Origin of the sequence: Bradyrhizobium sp. Ai1a-2, from assembly GCF_000426245.1 — a bacterium.
GTDB lineage: Bacteria > Pseudomonadota > Alphaproteobacteria > Rhizobiales > Xanthobacteraceae > Bradyrhizobium.
This window is the reverse complement of the sequence record NZ_AUEZ01000033.1, coordinates 20601-34989: the sequence shown is the minus strand read 5'-3', so window position 1 is coordinate 34989 and position 14389 is coordinate 20601. Positions and strand designations below refer to the sequence as shown.

Sequence of the window (14389 nt, the reverse complement as noted above, 5' to 3'; positions counted from 1 at the left end):
TGATCATGCTCAAACAAGAACGGAACTTGGAATGAGCGATCGTCTTCTCGTGCTGGTGCGCCATGGCCAGAGTGAATGGAATCTGAAGAATCTCTTCACCGGCTGGAAAGACCCCGATCTCACCGAGCAGGGCATTGCCGAAGCGAAAGAGGCCGGCCGCAAGTTGAAGGCGCAAGGGCTGTCATTCGACATCGCCTTTACCTCGGTGCTGAAGCGCGCGCAGCATACGCTGGATCTGGCGCTCGCCGAAATCGGCCAGACCGGGTTGAAGACGCTCAAGGACCTCGCGCTCAACGAACGCGACTACGGCGATCTCTCCGGTCTCAACAAGGACGACGCCCGCAAGAAGTGGGGCGAGGACCAGGTCCTTATCTGGCGCCGCTCCTACGACGTATCGCCGCCCGGCGGCGAAAGCCTGAAGGATACGCTGGCGCGCGCGCTGCCGTACTATGTGCAGGAGATCCTGCCCTGCGTGCTGCGCGGCGAGCGCACGCTTGTGGCCGCTCACGGCAATTCGCTGCGCGCGCTGATCATGGTGCTCGAGAAATTGTCGCCCGAGCAGATCCTGAAGCGCGAACTGGCGACCGGCGCACCGATCATCTACCGCCTCAACGCCGACTCCACCGTCGCCTCGAAACTCGACTTGACGTCGTGAACGGCGGCGTCGAGATTTCCGCTCTCGACGCGCCGATCCCTGAGGCGGCACTCGTGCAATTGGCGGCAGTCCTCGTCGATTGCGTCGACGGTGGCGCCAGCGTCAGCTTCATGGCGCCATTCTCGCAAGCCGATGGGCTTGGGTACTTTCGTAAAGTCGCTGACGCGGTCGCGTCAGGCGAAGCCGTGCTGCTTGCAGCAAAGCTCGATGGCAAGATAGTCGGCACGGTCCAGTTGGGTCTCGACACGCCGCCGAACCAGCCGCACCGCGCCGATCTGAAAAAGATGCTGGTACACCGTTCAGCGCGCGGGCACGGCATCGGCGCAGGGCTGATGGCGCAGATCGAAGTCGAAGCCATCAGGCGTGGCCGCTGGCTGCTCGTGCTCGACACCGTGCCGGGTGAAAACGGCTATCGCCTCTACAAGCGCGCCGGCTGGACCGAGAGCGGGATCATTCCGAATTACGCGCTGTTTCCCGACGGTCGACTCTGCGATACCGCGGTATTCTGGAAGCGACTGGATCGCTGATTGCGGCGATTACTCCGCGACAAAAGGACGTTCGTAGGATGGGTAGAGCGCAGCGAAACCCATCATGGACGTCGCCGCGGTCTTAGCGCGCGATGGGTTTCGCTGCGCTCTACCCATCCTACGAGCAGCTACGCTACTGCAATCCGAGCTGCCCGGCTTCCCAGCCGAGCATCGCCTGCTTGCGGGTGATGCCCCAATGATAGCCGGTGAGCGCGCCGCTCTTGCCGAGCGCCCGATGGCAAGGCACCACGAACGACACGGGGTTGCGACCGACCGCGGCGCCGACGGCGCGTGAGGCTTTCGGATTGTTGATCGTACAGGCGATGTCGGAATAGGACACCGCGCGCCCCATCGGGATCTTCAGCAGCGTCTCCCACACGCGCACTTCGAAGTCGGTGCCGATCAGAACCACGCGCAGCGGCTGGTCCGGCCGCCACAGTTTGGTGTCGAAGACGCGCTGCGCAATCGGAGCCGTGCCCTCGCAGTCTTCCACATAGGTCGCATTCGGCCAGCGCCGGCGCAGGTCCGCAAATGCGGTTGCTTCGTCCCCGGGATCGGCGAAGGCAAGGCCGGCCAGGCCGCGGCTGGTGGCGATCACGATCGCGGTTCCGAATGGCGAGGGGTGGAGGCCGTAGTGCAGCGTCATGCCGGCGCCGCCATTCTTCCATTCGCCCGGCGACATTGCTTCATGGGTAACGAAGAGATCGTGCAACCGTCCCGGGCCCGAGAGCCCTGAATCGAGCGCGGCATCGAGCACGCTGGCGGAATCGCGGAGCAGGTTCTTGGCATGGTCGAGGGTAAGCGCCTGCATGAACGCCTTTGGCGTGAGCCCGGCCCAGCGGCGGAACAGGTGGTGCAGCTCGTCCGGCGTCACGCCGGCGGCATCCGCCACCGCCTCGATGGTCGGCTGCGCGCGCCAGCGCTCGGAGATGAAGGCGATCGCGCGCCGCACCGAATCGTAGTCGCGCAGCGCCGCGCTCTCGAGGCCCGACCTGGCCAAGCGCTGGTCATGGATGGCGAGTGTCATCATGGGGGCTGATTTAGGGCACATGCGGCTGTCCAACCACCCGTTTTCCGACAACCCTCAATGGATCGGATTATAGGTCGGTCCGCGCTTGGCGGCATTCAGTGCGGCCACTAAGGCATTGGCAAAGCTCGCCTTTTCGTCGGGACCCAGGAAGCTGCCGATGTCGATGCGGCGTCCCCTGGAAACCAGATAGAGCCGCTCGATGCCGAACTCGGCGTCGACCTGCTGCTCGAACTGCACCCAGAGCGGATTGAGCACCCATTCCGCGACATGGCGGCGATGGCTGACCCGGCGCACCCGCAATTCCGATGTCGTTACCGTGATTTCCTCACAGGCCAGAGCCGTGCGGAAATTGACGCGGAAGGCCCAGTAGATGACCAGCACGTCGAGGCCGAAAAAGCCGAACACCGGCCAGGCGCCCATCCACAAGAACACGGCGCCGGCAGCAAAACTGACCACGCTGACAATGCTCATCAACACGATGAAACCGGTGCGGCTGAACGAGCGGTGCGGCGTCAGCAGCGCCGAGAACAGCTCTGGTTCAACTGCGGGGTCAAAGTCGTTGCTAGCTGTCATGGCCTACCAGTATATGCCGATCATGGCCAAAATCATCCGCGCTCAACGCGCCAGGAAACCCACCGTTCGATCGTCGCCGAAAAAATCGGCAAAGAAGCCGGTGGCCAAGCCACCCGCTCGCGCGGCAAAGAGATCACTCAAGGCTCAAAAACCTTGGACCCCGGCCGAAGTGCGCGAAGCGTTCGAGCGGTTCCGCAAGGCCAATCCGGAGCCGAAGGGCGAGCTCGAGCATCTCAACCCCTATACACTGCTGGTCGCTGTCGTGCTCTCCGCGCAGGCGACCGATGCCGGCGTCAACAAGGCGACGCGCGCGCTGTTTGCCGTCGCTGACACGCCGCAGAAAATGCTCGCGCTCGGTGAGGAGGAACTGCGCGACTATATCCGGACCATCGGCCTCTATCGCACCAAGGCCAGGAATGTCATCGCGCTATCCGAGAAGCTGATCTCGGATTTCGCCGGCCAGGTGCCGCGCACCCGCGCCGAAATCGAGTCGCTGCCCGGCGCCGGCCGCAAGACGGCGAACGTCGTCCTCAATATGGCCTATGGCGAACATACACTGGCGGTCGATACTCATGTGTTCCGTGTCGCCAACCGCACGGGGCTTGCGCCCGGCAAGACGCCGCTCGAAGTCGAGCTCGGACTGGAGAAAGTGATCCCCGCCGAGTTCATGCTGCACGCGCATCACTGGCTTATCCTGCACGGCCGCTACACCTGTCTCGCCCGCAAACCGCGCTGCGAGGTATGCCTGATCAACGATCTTTGCCGGTGGCCGGAAAAAACGGTCTGAGCGATGATGGCGGCCCTCGGCCGGCCGCTGTCTCGGAAGTTGCGTGAGAAGGATGACCTGGGGAATGTACATTGAGTGAGCAGAACCAAATCGCCCCGGCACCGCTGAACAGGATTGCGCCGGCGCCGGCTCCGGCCCCGACGGCTCCGCCGCCGAAGCCAGCGGCTGCACCATCTGATACGTTGGGGCGGCTGGCGATTCCCGTATTCGCCGTGCTCGCCGCCTTCGCCTTCATTGCGCTCGCCACGCTGCGCTGGGACGAATGGGTCGGCGCCGCCACGATCCAGACCACCAACGACGCCTATGTCCGCGCCGAGCTGACACGGCTGAGCAGCCGCGTCTCCGGCGAGGTGTTGACGGTGGCCGTGAAGGATTTCCAGCACGTCAAGGCTGGCGACCTCCTGGTGCAGATCGATCCTGCCGATTACCAGGCCCAGGTCGCGCAGGCTGAGGCTGGCGTTGCCGCCGCGCAGGCCGCGCTCGACAATCTGAACAACCAGGTCGAACTGCAATACGCGACGATCGCGCAGGCCGAGGCCGCGCAAGTGTCGGCGGCGGCGCTCGAGGTCGAGGCGCGCCAGGAGCAGGAGCGCCAGCAATCGCTGTCGCAGACCGACGCGGGCACGCGACAGAGGCTGGAGCAGGCAACCGCCGCCTATGCAAAAGCCCAGGCCGATGTGCGTGCGAGCCGCGCCGTGGTCGCTGCGCAGCGCCATCAGCTCGAAGTGCTGCAGGGGACCAAGAAGCAGCGTGCGGCCGATCTCGATGCCGCCAAGGCGCAGCTCGCCGCCGCAAAGCTCAGGCTCGGCTACACCAGGATCGTGGCGCCGTTCGACGGCGTTGTCGGTGAGCGGCAGGTGCAGCCGGGCGACTACGTCAATATCGGCACCAACCTGATCAACGTCGTGCCGCTGCCAGACGTCTATGTCATCGCCAACTACAAGGAAACCCAGCTCACACGGGTGCGGCCGGGCCAAGCCGTCGAGATCACCGTCGACAGCTTCCCGCGTGAGAAATTGCGCGGTCGCGTCGAGCGCATTGCGCCGGCCAGCGGCTCGCAATTCGCGCTATTGCCGCCAGATAATGCCACCGGCAATTTCACCAAGGTCGTGCAGCGCATCCCGGTCCGCATCCGGTTCGACGAAAATCAGCCGCTGCTGTCGCGGCTGTTGCCCGGCATGTCCGTGATCACCAGGATCAACACTGCCGATGAAGGTACGAATGACGGCAAATGATGACGCCGGCCACGGACCGGTCTCGCAGGGCGGCATCGCGCGGCAGCCGCTGTTTGCGGTCGCCGCTGTGCTGCTCGGCGCGTTCCTTGCCAATGTCGACAGCCGGCTGACCACGGTCGGCCTGCCGGACCTGCGCGGCGCCTTCTCGCTCGGTTTCGACGAGGGCGCCTGGCTTTCGACCGCTGGAATCGGCTCGCAGATCTTCATCGCGCCGGCAGTCGCCTGGCTCGCCACGGTGTTCGGCCTGCGCCGCGTGTTGGGCATCCCGAGCCTCGTGTATGCCGGCGTGTCGCTGATCATCCCCTTCGTCGACCATTACCCCACGCTGCTCGCGCTCAGCATCGTCCATGGCCTGTTGCTCGGCACCTTCGTGCCGGCGACGCTGATGATCGTGTTCCGGAATCTGCCGATCCGCTGGTGGATTCCCGCGATATCGATCTACTCGATCCGCGTCGGCTTCGCGTTGGACACGTCCACCTCGCTGGTCGGCTTCTATGTCGACCATCTCGGCTGGCAGTGGGTGTACTGGCAAGGCGTCGTCATCGCGCCCCTGATGGGCCTGATGGTGTATCTCGGCACACCCAATGAACCCGTCAACAGGAGCCTGCTTCGCGATGCCGATTGGGGCGGCATGCTCCTGCTCGGCACCTCGGTGTCGATGATCTATGCCGGTCTCGACCAGGGCAACCGGCTCGACTGGCTCGAATCCGGCACTGTGATGGCGCTGCTGCTGGGTGGCGCCGCGCTCTTCGTCGTCTTCCTGGTCAACGAGGCCGTGGTGCGGCAGCCTTGGGCGCATGTGAACGTGCTGTTCTCGCGCAACGTCGGGCTCTCGCTGGTCGTCATCCTGCTCTACACCCTCACCAGCCTGTCCAATTCGACGCTGGTGCCGAACTTCCTCGGCACGATCGCGCTGATGCGGCCGGAGCAGAGCGGCGTCCTGCTCTTGACCTATGGCGCGCTGCCGATGTTCGTGCTGGTGCCGATCTCGATCTATCTGCTCCGGCATTTCGATCCGCGCACCGTGGTGGTCCTGGGATTCTCGGCGTTTGCGGCCGCCAATCTCTGGGGCACGCAATTGACGCACGACTGGGCGCGGGAGGACTTTGTCGGCATCGTCCTCCTCCAATCGATCGGGCAGTCGCTGACGCTATTGCCGATCATCATCACGGCGCTGTCCAATTCCGACCCGAGCCGCGCGACGGCGTTCGCCGCCTATATCCAGATCATGCGGCTTGGCGGCGCTGAGATCGGCGTGGCGCTGATGGGCACGTGGCTGCGCGTCCGCGAGCAGATCCATTCCAACTATATCGGGCAACACGTCGCCAATGGCGACGTCAATGTCGTGCGCATGCTCAAGCAGCTCGCCGACCAATTCGCCGCCCATGGCGTGGGCCTCGCCCAGGCGCGTGCGGTGGGAACGTTGGCGGCGCTGGTGCAGCGCGAGGCCAACGTGCTCGCCTATATCGACGGCTTCTGGCTGTGCTTCTGGCTTGCGATGGCCGCGCTGTTCTTCGTGACCCTGATCACCCGCGCACCACCGGGACCGTTTACGCCGGAGCCGTTCGGCTTTGCCAAGATGGTGATGCGCAAGTGCGGAATGTCGGTGGCCTAGATCAACGTACCGACATTCCCTGCCGCCGTGGCTCCAGCAATTCCGGCCTCGGGCCCGACAGGCGCTTGTGCATGTGGACCATGAACGCCATGCCGAACAGCGGCGTCGCAAGGTTGACGATCGGGATCGACACGAAGGCCGCGATGAACAGGCCGGCGGTGAATATGGTCGCCGCATTATCGCGGCGCATCGCCTTGGCCTCCGCCGGTGGCCGGAACCGCATCGCCGCAAGCTCGAAATATTCGCGGCCCAGCAGCCAGGCGGTGGCGAAGAAGAAAATCAGGAACCCGGCACCGGCGAAGAACACGAACGGAAGCGCGACCAGATAGACCAGGATGGTCAGCAGCGCGGTCTTGACGCCCTCGGTCATGGCGACGTTGAACGGCAGCGCGACCCCGGGCTGCTCGGCAGGATAATATTCACACTCGACATGGTCGGCGACCTCGTCGACGAACAGGCTCGCCACCAGCGAGGTGATCGCGGGCATCAGGAAGATACCGCCGAGCACCACGCCGAGGCCGGCGGCGATTGACACGATCCAGGAAAGCACGTGGAGCGTGGAGTGAAAGTTGGGGCCGAGCAGGCCCTCGGCCCAGACCTCGCCATAGTCGGCAAACCAGCTCAAGAGCCGCTGCAATCCGATCGCGAGCACCGTCACCAAGACCAGCGCCACCGCGATTGAGCGCCACAGGATCGAGCGCATCGGCGGCGACAGGATTTGCGTGAGCGCCTTGACGGCGGCATCTAACATCGTGGGTTCACCTCTCCCGAAAGCCCCCGCGAGAGTTAGACATGGTTTGTGGCCTCGGCAAGAGCGTGGCCAGTCGTAGCCCGGGTGAAGCGCAGCGCAACCCGGGGAAACCATCGCCGGCATCCGGGGCCCCGGATTGCGCTGCGCTCCATCCGGGCTACGGTTCAATCGTGCCGGTGCCCGTGCTTGTGTGGCTTCTTGTCCGGTGCGGTCGGGATCATCACGACCCGGCCATAGCGCACGCCACGCTCGGCGATGATGTGCTCGGCGAGATGACGGACGTCGCCGGCGGCGCCCTTCAGCGCCGTCACCTCCATGCAACTGTCGTCGTCGAGATGGACATGCAACGTCGCCAGCGACAAGTCGTGGTGGCCATGGAAGTTCTGCACCAGCCGCCTCGAAAGGTCGCGCGCGGCATGGTCGTATACGTATACCAGCGCAGCCACGCATTGCCCTGAAGGCGCCGCGTCCTCCGCGCTCTGCTGCAATCCCGCACGGGCGAGATCGCGGATGATCTCCGAGCGGTTCTGGTAGCCGCGCGCCTCTGCCGCGGCATCGATCTCGCCGAGCAAATCGTCCTCGATGGTGATGGTGATCCGTTGCATTGGAATTTCCGATTGGGGTCTCGCCAGTATGATATTGTTATCTTAACATCATACTCGATTGGTATGCCTCACCGTGCCGGGTTGAGGTGAAGTTGGTGCGGTTGCCTGTCAATTGTAGCAGGTCGCCAGGCGGGAGTAGGGGCGTTGCGTGAATTTGTCCGGTGGATTTTTCCCGCCGCCTCGCTTGCTGTCGTTACGTCTACGGCGCAGGCGCAAACTGTCGCCGCCGGGCCTGCCAATCAACTTCCGCCGGTCACGGTGATGTCGCGGGAGACGCCGCCACCGAAGCGGATCAAGCGGGCTCAGCCAGCTCGCCACCCGCGGAGCGGCCGCAGCACTTCGGTAGCCCAGTCGAACCAGCCTGTATCGGCCGCGAATGGCGCCGTGCCAGGTACGGGGCAGGTGGGCGTGGCCAATCTTCTACCCACCGCGGCAAGCGAGGTGCGTATCAGCGGCGAGGAGATCAACGCGCTGCCGGTATCGCGTGTCGGCGAGGTCCTTGAAGTGGTGCCCGGCCTGATCGTCACCCAGCATTCCGGCGAGGGCAAAGCCAACCAGTATTTCCTGCGCGGCTTCAATCTCGACCACGGCACTGATCTTGCGATCAAGGTCGACGGCATGCCCGTCAACATGCCGACGCATGGTCATGGGCAGGGTTATGCCGACATCAATTTCCTGATCCCGGAACTGATCCAGTCCATCAACGTCCGCAAAGGGCCGTACTACGCCGACACCGGCGATTTCTCCTCTGCCGGCAGCGTCGACATCAACTATCTCAACCGGCTGCCGAAGAACCTCGCGCAGGTGACCGTGGGCAGCTTCGGCTATCAGCGCGCGCTGGCGGCGGGCTCGACGGCGGTTGGCGAGGGTACGCTGCTCGGCGCGATTGTCGCCAACAAATATGATGGCCCGTGGGACGTGCCGGATGATGTGCGCAAGGTGAGCGGCGTGTTGCGCTACAGCCAGGGCACACTGACCGATGGCTTCACGCTGTCGGCGATGGCCTATTCCAACGGCTGGACGTCGACCGACCAGGTGGCGCAGCGCGCCATCGACCAAGGCCTGATCGACCGGTTCGGCACGCTCGATCCGACCGACGGCGGCACCTCGAGCCGCTTCAGCCTGTCCGGCAATTGGGCACAATCCGGAGACTACGGCCAGACCCGGGCGAATGCCTATGTGATCCGTTCGTCGCTGCGGCTGTTCAACAACTTCACCTATTTCCTCGACGACCCCGTCAATGGCGACCAGTTCAGCCAGCTCGATCGCCGCACCGTCTATGGCTTCGACGCCAGCCACGCCTTCGATGCGCGCGTCGCCGGGATCGAGACGCAGACCCGTGTCGGCCTGCAGACCCGCGGCGACGATATCGAGGTCGGCCTGTTCAAGACCTTCCAGCGTCAGGAGTTGTCGACCGTGCGCGAGGACCGCGTGCAGGAAGGCAATATCGGCCTGTGGGCCGACACCACTGCGCGCTGGACCGACTGGCTGCGCACCACGGTGGGCCTCCGCGAGGATTTCTTTGCCGGCCACGTCTTCAGCGACACGCCGCAAAATTCCGGCAATGCGCAGGCTGCGATGACGAGCCCGAAGGCCGGCATCGTGCTGGGCCCTTGGTACAAGACCGAGTTCTACGGCAATGCCGGCTATGGATTGCACTCGAACGACATCCGCGGCGCGACGATCACCGTCGATCCCACCGACAAGGTGACCCCGCTCGATCGCGTGCCGCTGCTGGTCCGCTCCAAGGGCGCCGAGGTCGGAATCCGAACCAAGGCGGTCGAAGGCCTCACCAGTTCGCTCGCTGTGTTCGTGCTCGATTTCGATTCCGAGCTCCTGTTCGTCGGCGACGCCGGCACCACCGAGGCGAGCCGTCCGAGCCGGCGTGTCGGCGTCGAGTGGACCAACCAGTACAAGCCGTTGCCGTGGATGAAGGTCGATCTCGATCTTGCCTATACCCGCGCCCGCTTCACCGACTTCGATCCCGTCGGCAATTTCATTCCGGGTGCGCCGGCCTGGGTCGCGAGCGGCGCGGTGACGTTCGGCCGCGAGACCGGCTGGTTCGGCGCCCTGATCGCGCGCTATTTCGGGCCGCGTCCGCTGATCGAGGATGACAGCGTGCGCTCGCAATCTTCGCTGATCTTCAACGCTCGCGCCGGCTACCAGTTCGACAACGGCATGCGGCTGCAGCTCGACGTGCTCAATCTCTTCAATGCCAACACCAACCAGATCGAATACTACTACCTGTCGCGGCTGCCGGGCGAACCGATCGAAGGCGTCGCCGACCGTCACATCCACCCCGCCGAACCGCTCGCGGTCCGCCTGACGCTGGCTGCGCGCTTCTAGCGAGATTGAGCTGTGAGCTCCGGCGCCTTCACTTCCGTAGCCTCAGGCGCAGGCGGAAGCGGCGCTTCCTGGTCAATCGTTTCAGGAACAAGCGGCGGCGATTTTTCCTGAAACACACTGAATTCGCCGGCCACCTCCTCGAGCGGCTTCTGCTTGTCGGCCCAGTGCAGGGCGGTGTAGTCGAAGCCGTGCACGATGGTGGGTTTGACGACTTCGAAATAGGGCGAGATGTCGAAGTCGCGCGGCATGTAAAGCGAGGAATCGCGGATATGCAGGATCTCGCGCCGCGCTCTGCGGCTCGAGGTGCGCGTGATCTTGGGCAGGATGGGATAGCGCACGGCATCGAAGGCCTGTGCGATCAGCGCGGAGCAGATGATCTTGGTGGGATCGCCCGAGCCAAGCGCGATCATCCGCCGCCGCCAGCGCTGCGGCACCGGCATCGGGAACAGGTAGCGCGCGAGGTCGACGATGTTCTTGGTGTCGTAGCCGAAGCCGATCCGGTTGATGGCATAGCGGCACACCGTCTCGCGGTCCTCGTGGGACAGCCCGACCGGGCGGCAGAGGCGGGTGTGATAGGGGAAATATTTCGACAGCGGCGCGGCGGTCACGCCCTCGCCGATATTGGCCTCGATCAGCACATGCGGCTCGCCGTCGGGCTCGCAGGCACCGTCGACCGGACCGACATAGAGCGCGGCATGCGACCAGGTCGACTGCGTGAGGTATTTGATGATGCCGGAAATGCGGTTGTTGCCTTCGATCAGCAGGACATCGCCTGGCTCGATCACGCCAAGCAGGTGCTCCGGATCGCTCGGCGTGAACGGCTCGTAACCCGGGATCTCCTTCTGCAGGTAGCCCGCGATCACCTTGCCGATGGTGTCGAGCACGACGCCCATGAAAGTTTCCCCCTGCGCGGCTTGCCCTTCCGCTTTTTGGTTCCTTATCATGGTCGCCAGCCGTTGCAATTTGGTTCATCGGCGCGGCCGATCAATCATGATTGATTCACCATGATGGTTGCTGCGCCGCATGAGATGCGGCAAGGTTCGCGGGCTGTTCCCATTTGCTTCAGCCTGCGGAAACCATGATATGACAATCACCCGCCGCAACTTCCTGTCGGCGTCCGCAGGCATTGCCGCTACTCCGCTGCTTGCCGGCCGCGTACGAGCCGCGACGCCGGCGCGTGACGCCGACGTCGTGGTCATCGGCGCGGGCGCTGCGGGTATTGCTGCGGCGCGGCGAGTATTGGCGGCGGGCCGCAAGGTGATCGTGCTGGAAGCGTCGAGCCAGATCGGCGGCCGTTGCCAGACCGATAGTTCGACCTTCGAGGTGCCGTTCGACCGCGGCGCGCGCTGGGTGCACAATCCCGAGACCAATCCGATGATCCGCCTCGCGCGGACCGCGGGGCTCGAACTGATGCCCGCACCACAGGGCGAGAAGATCCGGATCGGCCGCCGCAACGCGCGTCCCGGCGAGACCGAGGAGTTCCTGGCCGCGCTGGTCCGCGCCAACCGCGCGATCGACGATGCCGCGCGCCGGAGCGACGTGTCCTGCGCCTCGGTGCTGCCAAAAGAGCTTGGCGATTGGGCCGGCACGGCGGAGTTCGTGCTCGGCGCCAGTTTCACCGGCAAGGACCTCAAGGAGGTGTCGGTCGTCGACAAGGCGCGGGCGCAAGACCGCGACAATGCAATTGCCTGCCGGCAGGGGCTCGGTACGCTGATCGCAAAGCTCGGTGCGCAGTTGCCGGTGGCATTGTCGACGCCCGCTAACCGTATTTCCTACAGCAACCGCGACGTCGAGGTGAACACGCCCTCGGGCAAGATACTCGCGCGCGCCGCCATCATCACGGTATCGACCAATGTGCTCGCGGCCGGCAAGCTCAAGTTCGATTCCGAGCTTCCCAGGCGCATTGGCGATGCCGTCGCAAAGCTCAGCCTCGGCAGCTACGACCGCATCGCGCTGCAGATGTCCGGCAATCCGCTTGGCCTCGCGCGCGATGATGTCCTGATAGAGCAGAGCACCTCGACACGCACCGCACTGCTCTACGCTAATGTCGGCGGTTCATCCTTGTGCACGATCGACGTCGCGGGCTCGTTCGGACGCGATCTGTCGGCGGAGGGCGAGCAGGCGATGATCGCATTCGCGACGGAGTGGCTGAAGAAGCTGTTCGGCAGCGATGCGGTGGCCGGCATCAAGAAGTCGAGTGCGACACGCTGGAACGCTTCGCCCCATATTTTAGGTGCGATGTCGGTGGCCGCGCCTGGCGGGCAGGCCGCACGGCGCGCGCTGATCGATCCGGTCGGCTGCATGTATTTCGCCGGCGAGGCCACGCACGACACCTTGTGGGGGACGGTCGACGGCGCCTGGGAGAGCGGCGAACGGGCCGCGGAAGCGGCGCTGCGTCGGATCGGTGCGTTGCCGGCAGCACCGGCGGCGGCAGCACCGCCGCCCCAGAAGCAGCGCAGGCGCGCACGGCCGGCGCAATCGGCCCAGCCGCGAGGGCTGTTCGACTGATGCCACGGCCCAGCGGCAAGGGCAGGGCGTTCGCATTGCATATCTTCCGATTCAAATTTCAAACAGCGATACCGTAGGATGGGTAGAGCGCAGCGAAACCCATCGCGATGGAGCAAGCGGCGTGAATGATGGGTTTCGCTGCGCTCTACCCATCCTACGTCTGATCAAACAGCGGATATGCGTTCGCGTTCTCGCGGCATGTTGTGCCCGAGCTTTGCTTTACTTTCCGCCCTCTCATTGAACAGAGGGCGCAGGGAAAGCCGGGTGCTGGTTGCACCCGTGGGTCCCGTGCAACAAAAAGCACGGGGGTAGGACCACAGGTTCAACCGAAGCATTCCGGCTTTCCCTGCGCGATGGTGTACGGCTTACTTCGTGCTCTCCCCCGGTGACCGGGCTTTTTGCCACCGTCACCCGCGGCAGCTCTTGCTGCTCGCGAGCTTAGCGCCAGCGTCGGGGCGCCAGGACCACACGACTTCGCCGTCCGTGACGCCTGTGCTCGTCAGTCACAACCATCACGTCCACCGCATCTCACCGCAACGTTCGTGACGATCGCGAGCCGCCCCTCATCCGGGTGAGACGCGCAGGGTCATAGTGCTGATTTGCCCGACGACGGAAGCGGAATGTTTTTCGCAGCAAGGCTGGACAGGGCAAATCACCTTGATTGGGTTGAAGAAAATCGTGCGAACAGCACAACGCCTGTCATGGCCGCCACGAGAGTGATTGCGATGTGATTCACACCGGCAGCTTCAACTCCATCAGATCCTTCGCGACCACGATACGGCCGGAAAAATTCTTCTTCACATCTTCGGTCCAATTGTCGTCGGTGACGAGCGGATCGTCTCCGGGGACGAAATGGCTCATGACCAGCACCTTGACTCCCGCAGCGGCCGCGATGCGGCCGACATCCTCGGTCGTGGTGTGGCTTTCGAGAAGATGCTTCTTCAGCGTTGCTCCGTTCTTCGTCTTGGCGACCAGACGATCGACGGCGGGCAGATACATGCATTCATGCACCAGCACATCGGCGCCCTTGGCGAACTCCGCGAGCTTCGGATTGTAGGCGGTATCGCTGGAGAACACGACCGTGCCATCAGGCGTCTCGAACTTGTAGGCAAAATTGTCGACGATGGGTGGATGCGGTGTGCGGAAGGCCGTGACCGTCACGTCGGACGTCTTCAACACCACACCGTCGTCGCTGATATCTTTCGCGATCAGCAATTTCCGCGGATCGGGCCGGCCTTCATCCTCGATCCGGGTCTCGACATCGAATTTGTTCAGCTCCCAATACGCCTTTGTCATCGCCTCGATCCCTTTCGGACCGAACGAATGGATCGGCGTGGACAGCCCGGCGGCCCAGGCATTGTAGAAGAGATTGCCGTATTCGAGATTGTGGTCCGAGTGATGGTGGGTGATGAAGATGTACTTGACGGAAGGGATCGGAATGCCCGCATTCACGAGCTGACGGCTCACGCCCATGCCACAATCGACGACAAACGGCGTGTCGTTGACCACGACGACATTGGCAGGATTTGAAGCGCCGATGCCGACGCGCGGGCCGCCTTTGGTGCCCAGAAATACGATCCGCGTCCGCGGCTTTGCGGCCTGCGCCAGCACGCCCGGTGCGGCGAGTGCGGCTGCGCCGCCGAGCGCCAGTTTGAGCGCATTCCGGCGATCGATCATGGATTCCTCCCTTGGGCCTTTTTGCGTGCCCGGTTCAACGTCGGAATTCTAGAGCGTTTTCGAGCGAAGTGGATACCGGT

General features: G+C 64.0%; 13 protein-coding genes. 7 read left to right on the top strand and 6 right to left on the bottom strand.

Annotation, left to right across the window (positions count from 1 at the left end; genetic code table 11):
- The first annotated feature begins 31 nt into the window (after nucleotides 1–31).
- Together K288_RS0121075 and K288_RS0121070 are read left to right on the top strand one after the other, a co-directional pair.
- Nucleotides 32–655, top strand: coding sequence for a 2,3-bisphosphoglycerate-dependent phosphoglycerate mutase (locus K288_RS0121075; protein ID WP_027581349.1), 624 nt, complete (start codon nucleotides 32–34; stop codon nucleotides 653–655).
- The gene (locus K288_RS0121070; RefSeq protein ID WP_244443193.1) at nucleotides 652–1182 is read left to right on the top strand and encodes a GNAT family N-acetyltransferase; all 531 of its coding nucleotides are present in this window, start codon (nucleotides 652–654) and stop codon (nucleotides 1180–1182) included. Before K288_RS0121075 ends, K288_RS0121070 begins: the two co-directional genes overlap by 4 nt.
- 133 nt (nucleotides 1183–1315) lie before the next feature.
- Here K288_RS0121070 and K288_RS0121065 read toward each other — a convergent pair whose 3' ends face one another.
- Complete coding sequence (locus K288_RS0121065) at nucleotides 1316–2212, bottom strand: bifunctional helix-turn-helix domain-containing protein/methylated-DNA--[protein]-cysteine S-methyltransferase (protein WP_027581347.1); 897 nt, start codon at nucleotides 2210–2212, stop codon at nucleotides 1316–1318.
- Nucleotides 2213–2266: 54 nt separating this feature from the next.
- Nucleotides 2267–2785 carry a DUF2244 domain-containing protein gene (locus K288_RS0121060; RefSeq protein WP_027581346.1) on the bottom strand — a complete coding sequence of 173 codons (519 nt, stop codon included), beginning with the start codon at nucleotides 2783–2785 and terminating at the stop codon, nucleotides 2267–2269.
- Between the two features lie 22 nt (nucleotides 2786–2807).
- On the opposite strand from K288_RS0121060, the gene nth reads away from it, so the two are divergent.
- The 3 genes from nth to K288_RS0121045 all read left to right on the top strand — a co-directional run bounded on the left by nth (nucleotide 2808) and on the right by K288_RS0121045 (nucleotide 6422).
- Nucleotides 2808–3572, top strand: a complete 765-nt coding sequence (gene nth / locus K288_RS0121055; RefSeq protein ID WP_027581345.1) for an endonuclease III — start codon at nucleotides 2808–2810, stop codon at nucleotides 3570–3572.
- 71 nt (nucleotides 3573–3643) lie between these two features.
- Complete coding sequence (locus tag K288_RS0121050) at nucleotides 3644–4807, top strand: HlyD family secretion protein (RefSeq protein ID WP_027581344.1); 1164 nt, start codon at nucleotides 3644–3646, stop codon at nucleotides 4805–4807.
- Nucleotides 4794–6422 (top strand): MFS transporter, encoded by a 1629-nt coding sequence (locus K288_RS0121045; protein WP_027581343.1) that lies wholly within the window; start codon nucleotides 4794–4796, stop codon nucleotides 6420–6422. Before K288_RS0121050 ends, K288_RS0121045 begins: the two co-directional genes overlap by 14 nt.
- A gap of 1 nt (nucleotide 6423) precedes the next feature.
- Here K288_RS0121045 and K288_RS0121040 read toward each other — a convergent pair whose 3' ends face one another.
- The gene (locus K288_RS0121040) at nucleotides 6424–7173 is read right to left on the bottom strand and encodes a sulfate transporter family protein (RefSeq protein WP_027581342.1); all 750 of its coding nucleotides are present in this window, start codon (nucleotides 7171–7173) and stop codon (nucleotides 6424–6426) included.
- Between the two features lie 164 nt (nucleotides 7174–7337).
- Nucleotides 7338–7778: a nickel-responsive transcriptional regulator NikR gene (nikR, locus tag K288_RS0121035; protein WP_027581341.1), complete on the bottom strand. Its 441-nt coding sequence runs from the start codon at nucleotides 7776–7778 to the stop codon at nucleotides 7338–7340.
- A 261-nt stretch (nucleotides 7779–8039) separates the two neighbouring features.
- On the opposite strand from nikR, the gene K288_RS46110 reads away from it, so the two are divergent.
- Nucleotides 8040–10124: a TonB-dependent receptor gene (locus K288_RS46110; protein WP_084799674.1), complete on the top strand. Its 2085-nt coding sequence runs from the start codon at nucleotides 8040–8042 to the stop codon at nucleotides 10122–10124.
- Here the strand turns inward: K288_RS46110 and K288_RS46105 are convergent.
- Nucleotides 10121–11017, bottom strand: a complete 897-nt coding sequence (locus K288_RS46105; RefSeq protein WP_084799670.1) for a YiiX/YebB-like N1pC/P60 family cysteine hydrolase — start codon at nucleotides 11015–11017, stop codon at nucleotides 10121–10123. The two genes, K288_RS46110 and K288_RS46105, sit on opposite strands and share 4 nt — an antisense overlap.
- A gap of 190 nt (nucleotides 11018–11207) precedes the next feature.
- Between K288_RS46105 and K288_RS0121020 the strand changes: the two genes are divergently transcribed.
- Nucleotides 11208–12632, top strand: a complete 1425-nt coding sequence (locus tag K288_RS0121020) for an NAD(P)/FAD-dependent oxidoreductase (RefSeq protein ID WP_027581340.1) — start codon at nucleotides 11208–11210, stop codon at nucleotides 12630–12632.
- A gap of 732 nt (nucleotides 12633–13364) precedes the next feature.
- On the opposite strand, the gene K288_RS0121015 is transcribed toward K288_RS0121020, so the two are convergent.
- Complete coding sequence (locus tag K288_RS0121015; protein WP_027581339.1) at nucleotides 13365–14309, bottom strand: MBL fold metallo-hydrolase; 945 nt, start codon at nucleotides 14307–14309, stop codon at nucleotides 13365–13367.
- Nucleotides 14310–14389: the final 80 nt, after the last annotated feature.

Coding starts and splice junctions, on each gene's coding strand:
- nikR (WP_027581341.1), bottom strand. CDS start 7,778: ATGCAACGGATCACCATCACCATCGAGGACGATTTGCTCGGCGAGATC.
- K288_RS0121040 (WP_027581342.1), bottom strand. CDS start 7,173: ATGTTAGATGCCGCCGTCAAGGCGCTCACGCAAATCCTGTCGCCGCCG.
- K288_RS0121065 (WP_027581347.1), bottom strand. CDS start 2,212: ATGATGACACTCGCCATCCATGACCAGCGCTTGGCCAGGTCGGGCCTC.
- K288_RS0121060 (WP_027581346.1), bottom strand. CDS start 2,785: ATGACAGCTAGCAACGACTTTGACCCCGCAGTTGAACCAGAGCTGTTC.
- K288_RS0121020 (WP_027581340.1), top strand. CDS start 11,208: ATGACAATCACCCGCCGCAACTTCCTGTCGGCGTCCGCAGGCATTGCC.
- K288_RS46110 (WP_084799674.1), top strand. CDS start 8,040: ATGTCGCGGGAGACGCCGCCACCGAAGCGGATCAAGCGGGCTCAGCCA.
- K288_RS0121075 (WP_027581349.1), top strand. CDS start 32: ATGAGCGATCGTCTTCTCGTGCTGGTGCGCCATGGCCAGAGTGAATGG.
- K288_RS0121015 (WP_027581339.1), bottom strand. CDS start 14,309: ATGATCGATCGCCGGAATGCGCTCAAACTGGCGCTCGGCGGCGCAGCC.
- K288_RS0121045 (WP_027581343.1), top strand. CDS start 4,794: ATGACGGCAAATGATGACGCCGGCCACGGACCGGTCTCGCAGGGCGGC.
- K288_RS46105 (WP_084799670.1), bottom strand. CDS start 11,017: ATGGGCGTCGTGCTCGACACCATCGGCAAGGTGATCGCGGGCTACCTG.
- nth (WP_027581345.1), top strand. CDS start 2,808: ATGGCCAAAATCATCCGCGCTCAACGCGCCAGGAAACCCACCGTTCGA.